This window comes from Pseudomonas sp. GW821-FHT05D12 (assembly GCF_059419825.1).
This window is the reverse complement of sequence record NZ_JBWKSN010000008.1, coordinates 47,442-66,710: the sequence shown is the minus strand read 5'-3', so window position 1 is coordinate 66,710 and position 19,269 is coordinate 47,442. Positions and strand designations below refer to the sequence as shown.

The window sequence follows — 19,269 nt, the reverse complement described above, 5'->3', positions numbered from 1 at the left end:
CATGCCCCTGACTTCCTACGATGGTCTGCCCCGCGCCAGCGCCAGCAGCCTTGGTATCGACCCCGACCGTTTGATCGCGTTTCTCGATGCGGTCAAGGCCGCCGGCCTCGACCTGCACGGCTTCATGCTGCACCGCCACGGCCACGTGGTTGCCGAAGGCTGGACCTGGCCGGTAGATCCCAATGAGCCACGCGTGCTGCACTCCATGGCCAAGAGTTTTACCGGCTGCGCCATCGGCCTGGCCATCCAAGAAGGCTTGCTCAATCTCGATGATCGGCTGGTGCGTTTCTTCCCCGATGACGTCCCCGCGAACGCCGACCCGCGCCTGGCCGACATGACCGTCGAACACCTGCTGACCATGCGCACCGGGCACGCCAGCAACACCTCCGGCTCGGTATGGCGCGGCATCAGCACCAGCTGGATCGCCGAATTCTTCAAGATCCCCCTGGCCTACGCGCCGGGCACCGAATACGTGTACACCAGCGCGGCCAGCTACATGCTCTCGGCGCTGATCAACCGCGTCACCGGCCAAACCCTGCACGACTACCTCAAGCCACGCCTGTTCATCCCCTTGGATATTCACAATGAAACCTGGGACATCGGCCCAGACGGCGTGAACCCCGGCGGCAACGGCCTTACCGCCCCCGTGTCGGCGGCGCTGAAACTGGCGGTATTGCACGCCCAGAACGGTGTCTGGGACGGCCGGCAGGTATTGCCGGCGGCGTGGGTCCAGGCCGCTACCCAACCCCAGGGCGGCCCCGACAGCCGCTACGGCTACCATTGGATGATGAAACCGCGCCCAGCCTTCAGTGCGCTGGGGGTGTTCGTGCAGATGGCCGCGGTGTACCGCGAACACAACGCAACCTTGGTGCTGGTAGGTGGGATGAAAAACTCGGCAGAGATCGTGCCGTTTATCGAGCGTTATTTTCCCGCAGCCTTCAGCGAGGATTGCAGCGTGAAACTCGAAGCCGATGCACGGCTGGAGCAACGGCTGGCGAGCATGGCTGAGCAGCCTCTACTGGTTTCAGACTGCCCAGCGCCCGAGGATTCGATGCGCGTATTTGCCGTGGCCGAAAACGGGCTTGGCGTGCGCCAACTGTCGTTCGCGTTTACAGGCCATGTACTCACCTTCGAACTGACCGACAGCCAGGCCACCCATCGCTTGCAGATCGGCATCGACCACTGGCTCACAGGCCTCACCAGCATGCCGGGCCGTGCGTTGCACCACGGTTATGAATTCAACCACGCACAGATTGTGGCCGGTGCCCGCTGGCTGGATCAAAAGACGCTGGAGATGACCTGGATCTATCCGCAGACCGCATTCAGGGATCGGGTGAAATGTGTGTTTGAAGGCAACAGCGTGAGCCTCGCCCGCACGGTGAACGTCAACAGCGCAGAGCGAGAGCAGGAAGTGCTGGTGGGCAAACGCCTGTAAGTCAACCCGCTCACCACATAGAACCTTTAGAACCTGGCTGGGCGTAACACCCAGGTGCCGGCATCGCCGGCAAGCCAGCTTCTACAGGTTGACCGTGGTCGCCATGCGAGCCCTTGGGTTACTTTGGGCTGGGCCGGCATTCCGGCTCTTTTCCAAAGTGACCCGCTGTAAAAGCGCAACCCATGGCAACCGCGACCGCAGCAACGGATATGGACTCAAGACCGAGGCTTCTTCCCCCGCTCCTGCCCGCGCAGGTACAACGCCTCCACCAGTTTCTGCCGTTCATCCTGCGGCAAGGTCCCGGCAAACTGCGCCAGGGTGCCATCCACCAACGCCCTTAGCGCTGCATCCGCCTCACGCGCCTTGGCCAACTCGGCCACCAACACTTCATGGTCCAGCGTGGGTGCCTCCAGCTGCTTGATCACCCCCATGCGCGCCTCACGTCCGGCCATGATCAACGGCTGGCTGTCGGCACTGTTGCGTCGCAGCAACTGGCGCAGTTCCCTGCGCCGTTCCGGTGGCAGGTTGATCATGGCCTGGCGCAGGCCGTGCTGGTTGACCAGCACTTGCGCCGGTTTGGCGCTGGCCATCCAGTGGTAAAGGCCACCGCCGACCCCGCCGATCAAAAACACATTGAGCAACACCGAAACGAACAACCACGGTTTAAGGGATCTGACGGTCATTGCTCGGTTTCCTCAGCGTTGACGGTAAAGACGACTTCGGCGTCGCCCTGGTCGAAGACGCTGGGCAGCACTTCGGATGACAACATGGGCAACGGCACGCTCATGGACGCCACCAGCATCCCGGTGACGATGCCGGCGATGCCCACGCCGACCAGGCCGGCGGGCGATAACCAGCTGGCGTAGCGTGACCAGAATGAGCGTGGCGCGGATTGACGTATCTGCCGCACCAGCGCCGGGTCGGGCAACGCGAGTTGATGGCTGTCCAACTGATGGTCGAGCCAGCGCGCCTGCTGCAGGGCGTCGCGCGCATGCAGATTGCCGCTGTCGAGCAACGCCTGGGCGGCGCGCTGTTCGGTGTCGGGCCAGCGCTGCAGGTCCGCCCCGTACACGTCGGCCAGATAAGCAAAGCGTTCGGGTGTCATGATTTTCCCCTTCCTGGGCGGGCAAGCCCGGGTGTGTCGGCAAGTTGACTGCGCAACTGGCGTCGGGCCCGCGACAGCAGGCTCTCCAGTGCCTCGACGCTGATATTCATCAGGGCCGCGGCGTCGATATTCGACAGCTCCTGGTAGTACTGCAGCACGATGGCTTCGCGCTGGCGTTCGGGCAAGGCCGCCAACGCGGCGGCCATGCGGGCACTGCGGTCCAGGGTTTCCAGCTGTTCATCCGGTGGCGGCGCACTGTCCGCCAGTTCTGCCGTGTCCTCGTCGCTCAGCGGGCGCTCCTTGCGCCGGCGCAGGCGGTCGTGACACAGGTTGAGCGCGACCCGGTGCAACCAGGTGTCGAAACGCGCCTCGCCACTGCGCCAGTTGGCCGCCTGGCGCCAGATGCGCAGGAAGCTTTCCTGGGCCACGTCCTTGGCCTCATCGGCATCGCCCAGGATCCGACTGGCGAGCGCCAGCAAACGCGGGAGTTTGCGCGTCACCATTTCGTTGACGGCGGCAGGTTCGTTATTGCCGATACGCGCCAGCAGTTCAACGTCCGGATCAGTGTCTTTCAATCGGGTAGTTCTCGGGGCCAAGGGTCAAGTTTCAGCGGATCCAATGCCCTTCGCGCCAGTACCAGTTCGGACCATGGGCTTCCCAGTGGCCGGGCTCCCAACGCGCATTGCGCATCACCGGCTGCCAGTGACCCGGCACCCAACCGTAGCCGCGCCCTTCCCAGCGCCAGTGGCCTCGGTCCCAGGCGTAGCCGGGGCGCTGGGCGGGAATCACTTCCACACGCTGCGGCGGGGGTGCCTGCTGGATGATGATTTCGGTCTGGGCAAAAGTCGGGGTGCTCACAAACGCGGCGAGGGCCAGCGGAGCAAGCAAGGCAAAACGCAATTTGGCCAGGGGTCTCATGGCAACTCCTTCATGCAACCGGCGAAAGTGCGGGTTGCTGATGGGTTGAACGGCGGGTGCGCAAAAAATCCGTCGCGGGCCGCGCGGATTTATTTTCGGGCAGTGCTCGCCAGCAGTATTGCGCAGGGAATGAGAGGGCTTGATGAAATATCTGAAAGCTTCGCGACGGATTTACACGGGTGGCCGCGTTGAAGGATTAACGCAGGTAAAACCAAGAGGAAACACCATGTACCGTCGCCTTACCATGCTGGTTGCCGCCCTGCTGATCGTCAGCCTCAGCGGTTGCGTGATCCTGCCGGAGCACCGCCATTGCTGCTGGCGCTACTACGGCGCGCTCGACACGCCCAGCCACACCGTCGACAGCTAACTGACCGCCGCAAATCCACGGCGCCCGGCCTTGAGCTCGGTGCGCAGTTCGCCGATCAGGTTTGCGATGGAACGGATGCTGTCCAGACCCTCGGGGGACACGCGCGTCAGCAGCAGGTCGACGCGTCCGGACACTGGCTCGAACACGCTGATGCGCAGCGAACCGTCGCTGTTCACCGTGCAATCGCACGCAAGCGGCAGGAAGCCGGAGGCCATGATGCGGTTGAATTCGACGATGGAAATCATGATAAGTCCCCTTCCCTGGGCCTCACCCGGTAGTTGTGATGCAGACAGAGTAGATGAGGTTTTGCAGGGGATGGGGCTATTCGCGCAAAAGTGCCAACCCTGACTCATTTTGCCCCGGAACCGCCGGTTCGCTGGCGTCAGAAAAGCGGTCAACCAGACCTCTCGTCTACTGCCAAAGCCCGGGCTTGACTCCAGGCGTGGATCAAAAGACGCTCTTGGCTTTTGGCCATCATCTCGAGCATTCCAGCATGAGCACCGCCCCTCCGAGCCAGCCCGACAGTGACGTGTACAAGACGCTATTGGAGTCGACCAAGGCCATCCCCTGGCGCATCGATTGGCAGACCATGACCTTCAGCTATATCGGCCCGCAGATCGAGGCATTGCTCGGCTGGACCCCGCAAAGCTGGGTCAGCGTCGATGACTGGGTCGAACGCATGCACCCGGATGACCGCGAATACGTGGTGAATTTCTGCGTGTCGCAATCGCGCGCCGGCATCGACCACGAGGCTGACTACCGCGCGCTGACGGCGAATGGCGACTACGTGTGGATTCGCGACGTAGTGCATGTGGTGCGCAAAGAGGGCGAAGTCGAGGCACTGATTGGCTTCATGTTCGATATCAGCGAGCGCAAGAAGACCGAAGAACACCTGGTGCGCCTGCAGAAACAACTCGAGGAATATTCCTATCAGGACGGCCTCACCGGCATCGCCAACCGGCGCATGTTCGACACCGTGCTGGAGCGCGAATGGGCCAGCGCCCAGCGCAGCCAGTTGCCGCTGTCGTTGATCATCCTGGATATCGATTTTTTCAAGCAGTACAACGATCACTACGGGCATATCAAGGGTGACGAATGCCTGCGCCAGGTGGCACGCACACTGTCGCAGGCGGCCAATCGCCCACGGGATTTCATTGCGCGTATCGGCGGTGAAGAGTTTGTGTGGCTGCTGCCGGAAACCGACGCGGCGTCGGCCCGGCAAGTGGCACAACGCTGCCTGCATCTGATCCGCCAGCAGCAGATCGAACACGGCTTTTCGCCCGTCGCCAACCAACTGACCTTGAGCCTGGGTGTCGGTACGCGGATCGTCACACCCGAGAGTGCGATGCTGGGTTTTGTCGAAGACGTCGACAAGTTGCTGTATCAAGCCAAACGTAATGGACGCATGCGCGCAGAGTTTGCCGAGGGTGAAGTTTGACGCCGAGGTCAAATCACAGGCAAAAAAAATCCCAAGTAGCTGATGGAAACTTGGGATTTAAAAATGCATAAACCGTGGGAGGTGAACGCCCGGCAATATTACCGATTGTAAAAAGCCGTAACAAGATTATTTTAATCCTTTCGTCGGATTAAAAGTGTTGTAAGTCATTCAATAACCACACTTTTTTAAAGGGAGTCAGCGGTATTAATGCCACTTTTTGGTGCAACTTCCGCTATATATCCACGTATAAGAAAGGGTTATTGATTAATTCGGTGCGTCTCTGCTGATCGACTGTTCGCTCAACTGTTTGCAGCTATCGCGAAGTTCAAGGCTGCCGGACACTGCCACACTGGCAACCCGCTCAACTTGCCGACACAGTGCCAGGCGCTCGGCGGCCTCCTCGCGCTGGCGATCCGCCTTGGCGTTGAGCTGCATGAAATACCCCCCGAGCAGCACCGCCACGCACAGCACCCCGACCGCATAGTAGCGCAGGCTGTTGGACGGCTGCGGCTCAAGGGGCCTCATGGTTTAGTCCACCCTGCTCTTTTCATAACGCACGTCGTCACCCTCGACCCGGCCCACTACCGACCAGCCCAGGCGTTGGTAGAAACCGTTGGCGCGAATGTCGGCACCACCATCGGTGATCAGGAACAGTCGCTGGTGATGCTTGAACAGCGCCGCCTCGGCCACGGCCATCAACTGGCGTCCAAGGCCAAGGCGCTCGTGCGACGGCAAGACGAACATTGCAAACACCTCTCCCTGCGCCAGGTCGACCATGGCAAACGCCACCGGCTGGCCCTCCACCTCGGCAATCCAGGCACAGGGCGCTGCCTGGATAGTGTCGGCCAGCACCTGCGGTGTGATGCCCAGGTCGGCCATCTGCTCGCGGCTCAGGTGGTTCTGCACCACCGAGGTGCGGATGGCAAAAAGCGTGTCGATGTCATCCGTCGTCGCCACGCGGATAAGTGTTTGCATACTGGCCTCCCTGATGAAGTGCGCAATTGTATGCAAATAGAAACACACCGATTGTCGTGGATTTGTAAAACGCCTTAACAGGCAGCGGCAAGCCGGCCGCTATGCACTGGATTGACGCCTGAATTGCCCCGGCGCCATGCCGTGAGCCTTGCGGAAACAGCGGGAAAAGTACGCCTCATCGGTAAACCCACAGCGATGTGCAATCACGCCAATCATCTGCGTGCCGTTGAGCAACAGCGTGCGCGCCAATTGCATGCGGCGGTCGAGCACCAGTTGCGAGAAGGGCTTGCCGGTTTCCTTGCGCAGCAGGTGGGTCAGGTAGTTGGGCGACAAAAAGGCCGCGGCGGCCGTATCGGTCAGGTTGAGGGTCGGTTCGTGCAAGTGCTCGCGGATATGCACCTGCACCCGCGCCAGGGCATCCTTGCGCCCGCGTCGGGTGGCGTTGTTGGCAGCGAACGCCTGTAACGGCTCGGCGTATTGCTCGCAGACCAGGCCGATCAGCTGGAACAGATAGCCCTTGAGGCGCTCGCGCGCGCCGAAAGTGCGATGGGCATCCAGGTCGCGCATATGCGCCAGCCAGGTTTTGACCTGCTCGAACGTGGCATCGTCGAGGATGAAGTCCAGCTGTTCCTGGAAGCGAAACGGCGACAGTTCCGGCGCCTGGCCGATGGGGATGTCTTCCAGGTCCAGGGGATCGCACGTCAACTGCGGCAGGAAAAACGCCTGGCTGAAGTTGATCAACAAGAACTCGCCATCCTCGGGATGCGGGATCAAATGCAGCCGATGCGGCAGGATGAATGCCAGGGCGTTACGCGGGAACGGCCGCACCGCGCCGCCGATATGCTGCACGGTGTCGCCGCCAAGGTTGATTTGGATCTGGAAATACTCATGGCGATGAGGACTGGTCAGCGCCGCCCTGCCGCATTTGTCGCGGATGTAGAAGTCGGGGCGGTCGCTGCGCTGCTCCATGCCGTAAGTGGTGACGCGGGTGCCTGGCATAACGGTCTCTCGGATGGCCTGGGCACCACTGTAGCCTCAACCCTGGCCGAGGGTGAAACGCAACTCGCCGAGGCCGTCGATGCCGGCGCTGAGCACATCACCGCGCTGCACCGCACCGACACCGGCGGGCGTGCCGGTGAAGATCAGGTCGCCGGGCTTGAGGGCTGCGGATTTGGAGGCGTGGCTGATCACTTCGCTGACGTTCCAGATCAAGTCCGCCAAGTCTCCGACCTGACGGAGCTGACCATTGACCTTGAGCCAGATTTTGCCGCTGGACGGATGCCCGACGGCGCTCACCGGTTGCAACGCGGTGGTCGGTGCGGATTCGTCAAAAGCCTTGGCCCATTCCCACGGACGCGAGAGCTTTTTTGCCTCGGCCTGCAGGTCGCGGCGCGTCAGGTCGATGCCGACGCCATACCCCCAGACGTGGGACAAGGCGTCTTCAGGATTGATGTCCACCCCACCCTTGCCGATCGCCACCACCAGTTCGACTTCGTGATGCAGGTCGGCGGTCAGCGGCGGATAGGCGATCACGCCCTCGGCCGGCACCACCGCGTCTGCGGGTTTCATAAAGAAAAAAGGCGGTTCGCGGTCCGGATCGTGCCCCATTTCGCGGGCGTGTTCGCTGTAGTTGCGGCCGACGCAAAAGACCCGGCGCAAGGGGAAGCGCGCGTCGCTGCCCTTGACTGCCAACGAGGGGGTTTGCGCGGGGGTGAAGACATACTCGGTCATGGTCTGTGCCTCTTGGTTTGCCTGGCACCAGTATGGCGAGGGTGCCCGCGACGAAGTTGGACAGGCTTACGCAGATTTTGCACTGGGCGGTGTTTGCTCCTGCGGCGCACTGCCCGGCATCATTCGATGCCTGCGCAGTTCATGCACTTCAACCTGGGCTGGCGCGCCGCTGTATGCCTGTCCCAGGCGAACCGATGGTTTATCGCCACGGCGAACGTATTTTTCCAGGAACATGCCGGCTCACCGCAGTCTTTTTAAACCGCCGGAGGTTATTTGCGCGCCACTTTATAGCGCAGGCAATCCTGGTAGAAACTCTGGCGAATCGCCTCGGGCTTGAGCCGTGAACGGCTGTCATAGGTCTGTTCGGTGATGCCCATGGCCATCATGCGCATCCACGATTTGCTGAACTTGATGGTCTGGATCTTCTGCCGCGCGGCATACAGCGACACGCCCGACAGCTTCAGTTCCTGGGCCCTGGCGGCAGTGCCGGCGCCCCAACTGCACATGTACTTGTCACCCTCGCGCAGCTCCCGTGCCTGCACGGCAGCCGCGCCGCCGGCCAATGAGCAGGCGATCAGCATGATTCCAACAGTGCGCATTTGCTTCCTCACCTAACCACCTGAAAATAAAAGTGATTTTGGCGAGGATTTGCCTACAGGGGGGCCATTAAATTGCCTTCTTGCGCAATGTTTCAGGCCGCCGCTGCAGGCGTGGTGCGAAAGGTGACGCCAAGGCGGTTAAAGGCGTTCATCAGGGCGATGCCGTAAGTCAGGTCAGCGAGTTCCTTGGCATTGAATTCGGCGGCGGCGGCGGCGTAGTCCGCGTCCGACACATCACTGCGGGTAACGGCTTCAGCGAAGGCCAGGGCGATGCGTTCCCGCGCGGTAAACACGTCGCGGGCATCGTGCCACACCGGTACCAGTACCAGTTTATCCACGGCCAGGCCTTGCTTGAGCAGGTCCCGCGAGTGCATGTCGATGCAGAACGCGCAGCCGTTGATCTGCGAAACGCGCAGGTACACCAGGTCGATCAGCGCCTTGGGCAGGCCGCTGTTCTGCAGGTAGACGTAGACGCCGCCGAAAGCCTTGTAACCTTCCGGGGATGCTTGGGTGTAATCGAGGCGAGTGGTCATGGTAAATCCTGTTGCAGTTGAGTGAAGGGGCCATCTTGCGGCGCCATGGCTCACCTCTGAAGAGCCAAGAATGGCGCTGATGCATAGACCATGATGGCCTGGTCATTTAGTGCATTTATGGCACTTGGGAATGGGTCATGGCCCCGGTAAAGTGAGATCAGCCACGACCTGGAGCCAGGCCCCATGTACACCCTGCCCCCGCCGGATCTCACCGACGCCGAACCGATCTACCGCCAGCTTTACTGGCGCTTTCGCAGTGCCATTGCCGAAGGGCTGCTCAAGCCGGGCGAGCGCGTACCGGCGGCGCGGGCCCTGGCCAAGGAGCTGGGGCTGGCGCGCGGCACCATCGACAGCACCTACTCATTGCTCACCGCCGAGGGCTACCTGGAGTCGCGCGGCCAGGCCGGAACGGTGGTGGCCCAGGGTATCGAGGCCGCCCTGCCCACGCGCGTGGTGGCCGCGCCCTACCACGCGGTGCGCCGTCAGCAGCCGGTGCTGCCCTTCCAGATGGGCCTGCCCGCGCTGGATGCCTTCCCGCGCAAGATCTGGTCGAAAATCGCCGCCCGCTGCGTGCGTGCCACGCAACTGGCCGACATGGCCAACCCGCCGGTCCAGGGCCTGCCCGCGCTGCGGACCGCCATCGCCAGCTATTTGCAGGTGGCGCGGGGTATCAACTGCACGCCGGAGCAGGTGTTTGTCACCTCGGGCTATCGCAACACCTTGAGCTTGATCACCCACGCATTGCTCAAGCCCGGCGACCGGGTGCTGGTGGAAGACCCGGGCTACCCGCCGACACGCTCCCTGCTCGAGTACCTGCACATCAACACCGTGCCGCTCCCGGTAGACGCCGATGGCCTGTGCGTGCGCCAGGCCGGCGACGCCCGTGCGGTGATCGTCACCCCCGCCCACCAGAGCCCGCTGTGCGTGTCGCTGTCGCTGCCGCGTCGCCTGGAGTTGCTGGAATGGGCCACGCGCCAGCAGGCGTGGATCATCGAAGACGATTATGACGGCGAATACCGTTATGTCAGCCGCCCGCTGCCTGCCCTCAAGAGCCTGGACCGCGAGGGTCGCGTGCTGTACGCCGGCACGTTCAGCAAAGTGCTGTTCCCCGGCATTCGCCTGGCCTACCTGGTGGTGCCCTCCTCCCAGGTTGCGCACTTTGCGCAGGTGAGCCAGAGCTTTCTCGGCCATTGCCCGGAACTGACCCAGGCGATCGTCGCCAGCTTTATCGCCGAGGGGCATTTCGCCCGCCATATCCAGCGCATGCGCAAGCTCTATGGCGAACGCCGCGACGCCACCGCCAACGGCTTGCGCAAGGTGTTGGGCGAGCGTATTTGCATCGATGCGCAGCCGGGCGGGATGCACCTGGTCCTGCGGCTCAAGGCTCCACTATCGGACCGTTTGCTGGTGAAGAAGCTGGCCGACGCAGGCATTTTTGCCGAGGCCTTGAGCGAATGGAGCATGGTGCAGCAAACCGGCCCCGGCCTGCTGCTGGGCTTTGCCAATATCGACTCCCAGGCCAGCGCCGAGGCCTTGGGTCGACGTCTCCTCGAATGCCTTACGGGCTAGCGTTCACGCGCGCACTGACAAGCCTTGGCGATGCTGCTCGCGTACGTGTTCGCCAAGGCCTTTGTTCAGATCACCACTGGTAGGTCGCGCTCGCCTGCACCGTGCGCTGCGAGCCATACCAGCACCACGAGTACGAGTAGCAGGAGGCGACGTACTCTTTGTCCGCCAGGTTAGTGGCGTTGAGCGCCAGGCGCAGGTTGTCCTTGAGGTTGGCGATATTCGGGATGTCGTAGTGCACCGCCGCGTCGAACAGCGTGTAGCCCGGCACCTTCAGGGTGTTGGCGGTATCGCCCCAGGACGAACCGACATAGCGCGCGCCGGCGCCGACGCCGAAGCCCTTGAGGTGGCCGTCGTGGAAGGTGTAGTCGGCCCACGCCGAAGCGGTGTGGCGCGGTACCGCGTAGGTGGTGGTGCCTTCGGCGTCGATGGCGGGGCCTACGCCGATGTCGCTGATCGGTGCATAGCGCACGGTGCTGTTGGACTTACTGATACGGTTATCCAGGTAGGCATAGGCCGCGGTGATATCCAGGTTGTCGTTGAGGCTGGCCTTGCCTTCGAGTTCAAAGCCTCGCGACTGCACTTCGCCGTCCTGGCTCTGGCAGCGACCGGAACCGCACAGGTGAGTCGGATCCGGGTCGGTCGTGAGTACATTGGTCTGGCGCAGATCGAAAATCGCCGCGGTGATAAAGCTGTTGCTGCCCGGAGGCTGGTACTTGATGCCGATTTCGTACTGCTTGCCTTCCGTCGGCTTGAACACCGAACCACCATACCCGGTGCCCGACTGCGGGTTGAACGACTCCGCATAGCTGGCATATGGCGCCAGGCCATTGTCGAACAGGTAGACCAGGCCGACCCGGCCGGTAAACGCCTTGCTGTCCAGGGAAGACTTGGTCTTGGCACGGGTACTCAGGGTCTGCGTGCTGTTGTCGGTGCTTGCCCAGTCATAGCGACCACCCAGCAGCAGCACCCACTTGTCCCACTTCATCTGCTCTTGCAGATACACCCCGGTCTGTTCGCTGCGCGAGGTGCCATCCGTGGTGTACGCCGGTACCGGGACGGCCGCGCCATAGACCGGGTCGAAAATGTCGAGGGTCGGCCCGGCGGTGTAAACGCCCGAACCGGACTTGGTGTCGGTGCTGGTGTTCTGGTAATCGAGGCCCATCAACAGCGTGTGCTGCAACGGCCCGGTGTCAAACTTGGCCTGCAGCTGGTTGTCGAGGGTGTAGGCATCCATGTCGACGTCACTGGCGATGGTCGAGCGTCGGATGGTGCGGTAGTCCGTCAACAGGTAGTTGCTGTAGAGGCTGCGGTACTGGCCCTCGGTGCGCAGGTAACGGGCGTTCTGGCGCACCGTCCACACATCGTTGAAGTGATGTTCGAACGCATAACCGAGCGAGTAATACTCGCGGTCGCTTTTTTCGAAATTCTTCTCGCCGTCGTAGAAATCCACATCGATCTTGCGCCCGGTCGGGCTATGCAGCACCGAGCCCAACGCCGGGACCGAACCGTAGGACGCGCCCTTGGGGTCCTTCTGGAAATGCCCGAGCAAGGTCAGCGAGGTGTCCTCATCCGGGCGCCAGGTGAATGCGCTGGACAGCGACTGGCGGCGAGTCTCGGTGTGTTCGACCTGGCCGTCCGCATCATCGAAAAGGCCGGCGACGCGGTAGGAATACACGCCTTGGTCATCGATCGGGCCGCTCAGGTCGAAGGTGGTGCGTTTCTTGTTGAACGTGCCGTATTCAACGCCCACTTCGTGGAACGGTGTATCCAGCGGGCGCTTGCTGACCATGTTGACCACCCCGCTCGGCGTGCCCTGCCCGTACAGCACCGAGGCCGGGCCGCGCAGCACTTCGACGCGCTCCAGGTCGAACGCGTCTTTTTGTGGCAAGGCGTCACGGCTCGATGGCATCCGCAAGCCGTCCAGGTAGGTGGCCGGGGCAAAGCCGCGAATGGTCAGTTGGTCCAGGCGCGACGCGGTGGCGCCACGGGTTTCCGGGATCACGGCGGCGCTGTAGCGCAGGATCTGGTTGAGGCTCTCGGCATTCTGCGCGCGCATCTGGTCTTTGGTGACAATCGAGATCGACTGTGGGGTCTCGATCACCGCGGTGTCGGTCTTGGTCCCCGACAAACTGCGCGTCGCGACATAACCGGAGACCGGCCCGGTGGGGCTTTCGCTCTGGTACGCGCCGCTGATGGTGGTGGCCTGCAACTCCATGGCGCCGCCGCTCTGCGCGATGGCCTCCAGGCGGTAGCGATCGGCGGAGAGCTTCAGGGCCTGCAGGCCGCTGCCGGCGAGCAACTGGGTCAGCGCCACGTCGATATCGTATTGCCCGCTCAGGCCGTTGCTGTGCTTACCCCGCGTCAGGCTTGCGTCGAATGCCAGCACCAGGCCCGCCTGCTCGGCCAGGCTATTGAGAGCCTGGCTCAAGTCGCCAGCCGGAATCTGGAAGCCACGCACCGCGCGGCTTTCTTCGGCGAAGGAGGTCTGGACGGTCAGCAACGGCACGGCGGCAAAGGCTATCGCCACTGAAAGGGCCAGTGGATGCAAAGGACGAGCGAGGCGCGACATGGGAAATCCTGTGTAGGAGAGGTTCTATAAACCATGACGGCCATGTCCGAAAATCGGGTAGTAATGAGAGAAGTTTTTATTTGAGATTCATTCTGCCAGCGCAGCTGCAATCAGCTGCGGCGCTTTTTTGTGTGGCTTCGGGGAGTGTTTTCTTAGGGCTTTTTCCCTCGATGGGTGGACCTTTTCTGATTTTTTGAACCGCTCATCCGGCGGTTTTTTCCTGCGGCAGAATCCGACGCCTTGTCCTTTACCGAGACGTCACGGATGCTATCAACTACGGGTGCAGGGCGATGGTTCTGCGCAACAACTGGACGCTTTGTTTTCGCACCCTACGCAGAGCCAAGGAACATTACGATTTCAGGATAAGAATGAAATACTGGAATGAACTAGAGAGAAATATAGTCTTCGAGAAGTTATTCATCAAACCTGTAGAGATTGGAATAATCGCATTATTTTCTTTGCAGAAAATGATAGACCGTCATTAGGATTCGCTATCCCCGACTTCCCAGACACATTACCGACTAAATAGGAGGGCAGAGGCTATAGCACTTGCAGAATGGGGATTGATTGCCATGGCATTCGCGACTTGAAAATACAAAACCTAGACATTCGAGAAGTGTTTTTCTTGAACATCACACCCAATGAGGATCAGTTTTACTTTCAAGCAATCAACAAAAATGCATCAATTGAATTCAAGGCCAAATACATATCGACTTGCGACCCAAATATTTATATAAACGGAGCTGATGATTATTTTTTGAGTTCATAAATACATGATGGGCTTCCCATCCCCCCATGGCCAGCCTGTATTCGCCCCCTCACCCAATGCCATTTTTGATTAAACCACTCCGCGCAAGCCGCTCTAGAGTTGGTGTTACTCAATGAATTACTTAGAAACAGAGATTGATGAAGCCTTAGAGAAGCTATGGATCAAAAACAGAAAACTTAATACCGATGAGTTGAAGGTATTAATAATATCTCTTTGCGAAACTTTTTACGCCGCCGGGTGCGACTTTCCCGACCGATCGAAACCCCCCGACAACTTGAACGTATTTTATCTGAAACAACGGGATATCCATTTAGGATGACGGACATAAGTTTGTCGTTCTTGATTTACATGGACGACCATGACTGTGTAAGTTGGGCTTAAGCTAACTGAGCCAAGTTCACCCCCACGCCACCACCAACAACCCTACGCCCAACACCAGACACAACGGCGAATAAAAATACGTATCCAGTCGGGCAAACCTCGACCCGCCGACTTTCTTGAAGAACCCCACCAACTCCGAATCCCCAATCGCCCTGGCAAACATCACCACGGCAATCGCGCTGATTCCCCATTGCAACGCCCCATGGGACACCGCCGAGAAGTACAAGCCCGCTCGCAGGCACACCAACAGCGCGATCGCCACCAGCCCCATCGCTACCAGAAAGGTCCCCAGCGCCGAGGGTTTGAACGCCGGGCGTGGGCCGCTGGCGAATTCACCGGGTAGCTGGGGGATGGCGGCGAGACTGCCGAGTTTGCCGCCGGCAGCCCAGTACAGGTGCACCATGCTGATACAGGTAAATACGCCGACGATCCATCGTGCGATGACAAAGCTCATGACGGTTCTCCCTGAAAAGATGCGAGACAGGATAGTCGCCCTGAGATTTTTTGCAGGCATTTCGTCGGCGGCTGATGGTAAAGTGCCGCCCCATGAAAATCGCCCGTGCCGACCGCTCGCTCATTGCCTGGATGCTGTATTGCTGCGTCCTGTTCAATGTGTTCGCCTGCAGTATTGGTCATGGGCAGATGGTCGGGATGCAACTCAACGGCATCGGCGGGCAGTTCTGTACCGTCGACCCGCGTACCCAGGCACCCAAGCCGTCCAACTCCGCCGATGAGCAGTTGCCGACGCTGTCCAAGGCGTTTGGTTGCCCGTTGTGCTCGACCGGCGGCATGGGCCCGGCGCTCAATTCCAGCCTGAATGTGGCGGTGTTGCCGCAACCCCATGCGCCACCGCCGGCGATCGTTGCTGCCGCTGACATCCCTGCCCGTTTCACCTGGCCCACGGCCCATCCGCGTGCGCCACCCGCCCTCGCCTGATCCTTCGCGTTCCGATCTGCACTGACCACCGTTTCCGCAAGGAAGGACGGGCGGCCGTGCGTTGTTTTCGAGCCAAGTTTTTCAGGATTCAACATGAAACATTTACCTCTGTTGGCGGGCCTTTTCGGCTGCCTGCCTGTCTGCACCTGGGCCATTGAACTGGCGCCTACCACCGTTGATGGCGAACAAACCGCCGAGCCCGGCCTGGCCCTGGACCAATCCAGCGGCGTCGCTTCGCGGCTGGGCTTGAGCGTGCGGGAAACCCCGGCGTCGGTGGCGATTGCCAATCGCAACGATATCGAGCGCCATGGGGCGAAGACCTTCCGTGATGCGGCCAACACCCTGCCCGGCGTCAACGCCAGCGCGCCGCCGGGGTTTGGCGGATTTGTGTCGTATCGTGGCTTCACCAGCAACCAGATCACCCAGATGTTCAATGGCATCAACGTCGCCACGGGCCTGGCCCGACCGGTGGATGCCTGGATTTATGACCGGGTGGAATTAGTCGGCGGCCCCTCCTCCCTGATCAACGGCGCCGGCTCCGTGGGGGGTTCGCTCAACTACGTGACCAAGTTGGCCACCCGTGAGGAACAGGCCGCCGAGGGCCAACTGACCTACGGCAGCTACGACACCGTCGGCATGGCCTTGGGGGTCAACCACGCGCTCACCGACCCTGGCGCCGACGTCCAGCACTATGCGCGCCTGGATGTGAGCCGCAATACCAACCACAGCTACATCGATCGCGACCAGCGCGACGCCTGGAGCCTGGCGTTTTCCCTGCTCAGTGATCTCACTCCCAACCTTTCGCATACGCTGGCCCTGGAATATCAGGATGAACACGAGGACAGCCCCTATTGGGGCACGCCGGTGCTCAACCCCAAGGCCGGCGAGCTGAAGATCGACAAGCACAATCGTTTCAACAACTACAACGTCGCCGATGGCCGTTACGAGCAACGCACGATCTGGGCGCGCTCGATCATCGACTACCGTATCAACGACAGCACCACGCTGAAGAACACGCTCTACCACCTGGACAGTCAGCGCGATTACCGCAACCTGGAAACCTACCAGTACAACGCCGACAACAGCGCGGTGAACCGCTCTACTGCCTATCAGGTGCGTCATCAGGGTGAACAGCACGGCAACCAGTTCGAACTGCGCCACGAAGACAGCCTCTTCGGCTTGTCGACCACCTGGTCCGGCGGCTTTGAGTACAAGGTCAACAGCACCACCAACACCCCGCTGAATGTGCCGGGCAACAGCACGGTGGATCCGAACAACTTCGATCCAGGGCACTTCTACGACATCCCACGCACCCGGGAAAGCTTCGGCAAGGACAAGACCAGCGAAGTCACCACCAAGGCGCTGTTCGTGGAGAATCGCCTGGGTTTGACTGACAAATTGTCGCTGCTGACCGGTCTGCGTTATGACGCCATCGACCTGGATGTCACCAATCACCGCGCGGTGACCGCCAGCAACCCACGGCATTTCACCCGCAGCTGGGAGCCGGTGACCGGCCGTGTGGGCTTGACGTACCAGTTCATCCCCTCGGCCAACGTCTATGTGCAATACAGCACCGCTGCCGAGCAACCGAGTACCACCACGCAAGTGTTCGATGTATCGACGGGCAAACAGTGGGAAGTGGGCAGCAAGTTCGATTATCTGGACGGCCGGGGCTCAGCCACTGTGGCGGCCTACAAAATCGAGCGCAAGGACTTTGCGGTTACCGATCCGCAAGACCCCACCAGCAGCATTCCGGTCGGCGCGCAGTCGTCCAGAGGCATCGAACTGGCCAGCTCCTTGCGCATCACGCCAAGGCTGCTGGCAGAAGGCAACTTCGCCTGGGTAGATGCCGAGTACGACGAGTTCAACGAGAAAATCGCCAGCGGCGCGGTGGTCTCGCGCAAGGGCAATACGCCCACCAACGTGCCCAAGCGCGTGGGCAATGTGTGGCTGACGTATGATTTTGCCGAGGATTGGCAAGGCGGCGTGGATGCGCGGTACGTGGCGCAGGTGTACGCGGATAACGCCAATACCCAGACAGTGCCGGCTTACACGCTGTTCGGGACGTTCCTGCGCTACAAGGTCGACGCACACACCTCGATCACCGGTCGCGTGCGTAACCTGACGAATGAGGTCTATGCCGAGTTTGCCCATGTCTCCCCGGCGTACTACCTGGGCGCTCCGCGCACGTTTGAGCTGGCAGTACAGACCAAGTTCTAGCCTTGGAATACACCCCAAATGTGGGAGCGGGCTTGGGCCAGCGGTGCTGCACCGACATTTTCACCGACGGCACAACCCGGTTCCGACCTTGGAATACCTGCAAAATGTGGGAGCTGGCTTGCCTGCGATAGCGGTGGGTCAGCCACTACCTTCAGCGACTGACACACCGCTTTCGCGAGCAAGTCCGCTCCCACAGTTTTGATCGTTGTTCGGGCTTGGGAGTCGCGGTGCTGCACCGGCATTTGAGCGGTCGGCACAAGCCGGTTCCAACCTTGGAATACATCCCAAAAGTGGGAGCGGGCTTGCTCGCGAAGGCGGTGGACCAGTCAGCCTCTCCAGCGACTGACGCACCGCTTTCGCGAGCAAGCCCGCTTGTATGCTAGGACTTGAAGGGAGGAGGAGGGACAAAGCCCGATTCTGACTGTTAGAGCAGTACAGACCGTGGGAGATTTCGCCCCTCCTCCTTTCACCCAAGCGCCGATAAAGAATGCATCTGGCTATGACCGACGATAGGAACAAGCCTGCGCCCCTGGGTGAGCCCTTCAAGTGCTTAAAACCTTAGCCCGGAGGACGTCACTATGGCAATGCCAGTTCCCGTCTCAAAGCCAATCGTTGGTATTGATGTCGCAAAAAATGAGTTGGTGATTTATCACGCCGAGCTCGATCTGCTGGAAACGATCCCGAACAACAAAGCCGCCATCAAAAAGTGGTTGAAGGCTTTACCGGGCGCCATAGCGATCGCAATTGAGGCGACTAATACCTACCACTTGGAGTTCGCTGACCTGGCCTATGAGGCCGGCTGCGTTATTTACATGGTCGGTGGTTATGAACTCAGCCATTACCGCAAAGGTGTGAAGGTTCGGGCTAAAACCGACGCTTTGGATGCCCAATTACTGGCGCGGTATTTGAGAAAAGAAGCCGACGAACTTCACCCCTGGACTCCACCGTCTCCTCTTTATCGCCAACTTTTGAGCCTTTTCCGTCGTCGTGCCGCTTTGGTTCAAGCTCGCGTCAGCCTAACGCAAAGCTGGGCGAACGAGCCGCAGTTGAAGGCCTCTTTCGCTGAGCAAATGAAGTCGATGCAAAGACTTGAAGGGCTGATAGAAAAAATGATCGGTGATCGCCTGAAAGAGGCCGGGTTGCTGGCCCAACTCAAACGCTGCATGAAAGTTGAAGGTATCGGTTTTTTGACTGGCGCCCGTTTGATTACAACCTTTCAGCGAGGTGATTTTAGAAACGCGGACGCTTTTATTGCCTTCCTGGGCATGGATTTGCGCGTTTCTAAGTCAGGGCAGAAAGATAATCGCCGCAGCTTGAGCAAGCGCGGCGACTCAGAAGCACGGCGCCTTCTGCATAACGCAGCAATGGCTGCCAGCCGGACAGCAGCATGGAAAGAGTTTTACCAAGCGCAGCGAGCACGGGGATATAGCACAACTCAGGTGTTGGTAATGCTGGCTCGCAAGCTCGCCCGGGTGGTATTTGCCTTGCTGAAAGGACAAAACGAATACCAACCGAAGGTTGGTTGAGGGTTGCCCCTCAACCATAGAATCTCCCACAGTTTTGATCGTTGTTCGGGCTTGGGAGTCGCGGTGCTGCACTGGCATTTGAGTTGCAGGTACAACCCGGTTCCAACCTTGAAATACATTGCAAAATGTGGGAGCTGGCTTGCCTGCGAAGACGGTGGGTCAGCCACTACCTTCAGCACCTGACACACCCCCTTCGCA

Annotated in this window: 20 protein-coding genes; 7 read left to right on the top strand and 13 right to left on the bottom strand. The window is 60.4% G+C overall.

The annotated features are described in order from the left end of the window. Window position 1: 1 nt before the first annotated feature. Window positions 2-1,435: a serine hydrolase domain-containing protein gene (locus AC07SI_RS16535; protein ID WP_495006105.1), complete on the top strand. Its 1,434-nt coding sequence runs from the start codon at window positions 2-4 to the stop codon at window positions 1,433-1,435. 215 nt (window positions 1,436-1,650) lie between these two features. Here the strand turns inward: AC07SI_RS16535 and AC07SI_RS16530 are convergent, their stop codons facing one another. The 4 genes from AC07SI_RS16530 to AC07SI_RS16515 are packed head-to-tail and all read right to left on the bottom strand — an operon-like array spanning window position 1,651 to window position 3,458. Next, on the bottom strand, window positions 1,651-2,118 hold the full coding sequence (locus tag AC07SI_RS16530) for a periplasmic heavy metal sensor (RefSeq protein WP_065906345.1): 468 nt from the start codon (window positions 2,116-2,118) through the stop codon (window positions 1,651-1,653). Continuing rightward, on the bottom strand, window positions 2,115-2,540 hold the full coding sequence (locus AC07SI_RS16525) for a hypothetical protein (RefSeq protein ID WP_065906343.1): 426 nt from the start codon (window positions 2,538-2,540) through the stop codon (window positions 2,115-2,117). Before AC07SI_RS16525 ends, AC07SI_RS16530 begins: the two co-directional genes overlap by 4 nt. Continuing rightward, window positions 2,537-3,115: an RNA polymerase sigma factor gene (locus AC07SI_RS16520; protein ID WP_201144142.1), complete on the bottom strand. Its 579-nt coding sequence runs from the start codon at window positions 3,113-3,115 to the stop codon at window positions 2,537-2,539. The genes AC07SI_RS16525 and AC07SI_RS16520 overlap by 4 nt, the downstream gene beginning before the upstream one ends. 31 nt (window positions 3,116-3,146) lie before the next feature. Beyond that, a complete protein-coding gene (locus AC07SI_RS16515) occupies window positions 3,147-3,458 on the bottom strand; it encodes a YXWGXW repeat-containing protein (RefSeq protein ID WP_106804209.1) in 312 nt (103 codons plus the stop codon). 226 nt (window positions 3,459-3,684) lie between these two features. On the opposite strand from AC07SI_RS16515, the gene AC07SI_RS16510 reads away from it, so the two are divergent. Further along, window positions 3,685-3,825, top strand: a complete 141-nt coding sequence (locus AC07SI_RS16510; RefSeq protein WP_162946075.1) for a hypothetical protein — start codon at window positions 3,685-3,687, stop codon at window positions 3,823-3,825. Here AC07SI_RS16510 and AC07SI_RS16505 read toward each other — a convergent pair. Next, a complete protein-coding gene (locus tag AC07SI_RS16505) occupies window positions 3,822-4,070 on the bottom strand; it encodes a DUF1652 domain-containing protein (RefSeq protein ID WP_065906338.1) in 249 nt (82 codons plus the stop codon). The genes AC07SI_RS16510 and AC07SI_RS16505 overlap by 4 nt on opposite strands. Before the next feature lie 248 nt (window positions 4,071-4,318). Here AC07SI_RS16505 and AC07SI_RS16500 point away from each other — a divergent pair, with 248 nt between their 5' ends. After that, window positions 4,319-5,263, top strand: a complete 945-nt coding sequence (locus AC07SI_RS16500; RefSeq protein ID WP_495006104.1) for a GGDEF domain-containing protein — start codon at window positions 4,319-4,321, stop codon at window positions 5,261-5,263. A 264-nt stretch (window positions 5,264-5,527) separates the two neighbouring features. Here the strand turns inward: AC07SI_RS16500 and AC07SI_RS16495 are convergent, their stop codons facing one another. The 6 genes from AC07SI_RS16495 to AC07SI_RS16470 form a co-directional block, all read right to left on the bottom strand. Further along, a complete protein-coding gene (locus AC07SI_RS16495) occupies window positions 5,528-5,788 on the bottom strand; it encodes a hypothetical protein (protein WP_315419239.1) in 261 nt (86 codons plus the stop codon). Window positions 5,789-5,791: 3 nt separating this feature from the next. Further along, window positions 5,792-6,238 carry a GNAT family N-acetyltransferase gene (locus AC07SI_RS16490; protein WP_495006103.1) on the bottom strand — a complete coding sequence of 149 codons (447 nt, stop codon included), beginning with the start codon at window positions 6,236-6,238 and terminating at the stop codon, window positions 5,792-5,794. A 99-nt stretch (window positions 6,239-6,337) separates the two neighbouring features. Further along, complete coding sequence (locus AC07SI_RS16485; protein WP_495006102.1) at window positions 6,338-7,237, bottom strand: helix-turn-helix transcriptional regulator; 900 nt, start codon at window positions 7,235-7,237, stop codon at window positions 6,338-6,340. A gap of 36 nt (window positions 7,238-7,273) precedes the next feature. After that, window positions 7,274-7,969, bottom strand: coding sequence for a fumarylacetoacetate hydrolase family protein (locus AC07SI_RS16480; protein ID WP_201144138.1), 696 nt, complete (start codon window positions 7,967-7,969; stop codon window positions 7,274-7,276). A gap of 269 nt (window positions 7,970-8,238) precedes the next feature. Then, the gene (locus AC07SI_RS16475) at window positions 8,239-8,568 is read right to left on the bottom strand and encodes a hypothetical protein (protein ID WP_065906328.1); all 330 of its coding nucleotides are present in this window, start codon (window positions 8,566-8,568) and stop codon (window positions 8,239-8,241) included. 92 nt (window positions 8,569-8,660) lie between these two features. Beyond that, window positions 8,661-9,101 carry a carboxymuconolactone decarboxylase family protein gene (locus tag AC07SI_RS16470; RefSeq protein WP_065906326.1) on the bottom strand — a complete coding sequence of 147 codons (441 nt, stop codon included), beginning with the start codon at window positions 9,099-9,101 and terminating at the stop codon, window positions 8,661-8,663. Between the two features lie 183 nt (window positions 9,102-9,284). On the opposite strand from AC07SI_RS16470, the gene pdxR reads away from it, so the two are divergent. Then, on the top strand, window positions 9,285-10,670 hold the full coding sequence (pdxR, locus tag AC07SI_RS16465; protein WP_495006101.1) for a MocR-like pyridoxine biosynthesis transcription factor PdxR: 1,386 nt from the start codon (window positions 9,285-9,287) through the stop codon (window positions 10,668-10,670). A gap of 70 nt (window positions 10,671-10,740) precedes the next feature. On the opposite strand, the gene AC07SI_RS16460 is transcribed toward pdxR, so the two are convergent. Both AC07SI_RS16460 and AC07SI_RS16455 read right to left on the bottom strand, forming a co-directional pair. Next, window positions 10,741-13,239 (bottom strand): TonB-dependent siderophore receptor, encoded by a 2,499-nt coding sequence (locus AC07SI_RS16460; protein WP_495006100.1) that lies wholly within the window; start codon window positions 13,237-13,239, stop codon window positions 10,741-10,743. 1,166 nt (window positions 13,240-14,405) lie between these two features. Then, on the bottom strand, window positions 14,406-14,843 hold the full coding sequence (locus tag AC07SI_RS16455; RefSeq protein ID WP_065906320.1) for a DUF3995 domain-containing protein: 438 nt from the start codon (window positions 14,841-14,843) through the stop codon (window positions 14,406-14,408). A 92-nt stretch (window positions 14,844-14,935) separates the two neighbouring features. On the opposite strand from AC07SI_RS16455, the gene AC07SI_RS16450 reads away from it, so the two are divergent. The 3 genes from AC07SI_RS16450 to AC07SI_RS16440 all read left to right on the top strand — a co-directional run bounded on the left by AC07SI_RS16450 (window position 14,936) and on the right by AC07SI_RS16440 (window position 19,071). Then, window positions 14,936-15,325, top strand: a complete 390-nt coding sequence (locus AC07SI_RS16450; RefSeq protein ID WP_065906318.1) for a DUF2946 domain-containing protein — start codon at window positions 14,936-14,938, stop codon at window positions 15,323-15,325. Window positions 15,326-15,418: 93 nt separating this feature from the next. Then, window positions 15,419-17,545 (top strand): TonB-dependent receptor, encoded by a 2,127-nt coding sequence (locus tag AC07SI_RS16445; protein ID WP_495006099.1) that lies wholly within the window; start codon window positions 15,419-15,421, stop codon window positions 17,543-17,545. A gap of 578 nt (window positions 17,546-18,123) precedes the next feature. Next, window positions 18,124-19,071: an IS110 family RNA-guided transposase gene (locus tag AC07SI_RS16440; RefSeq protein WP_495006098.1), complete on the top strand. Its 948-nt coding sequence runs from the start codon at window positions 18,124-18,126 to the stop codon at window positions 19,069-19,071. Window positions 19,072-19,269 lie beyond the last annotated feature (198 nt).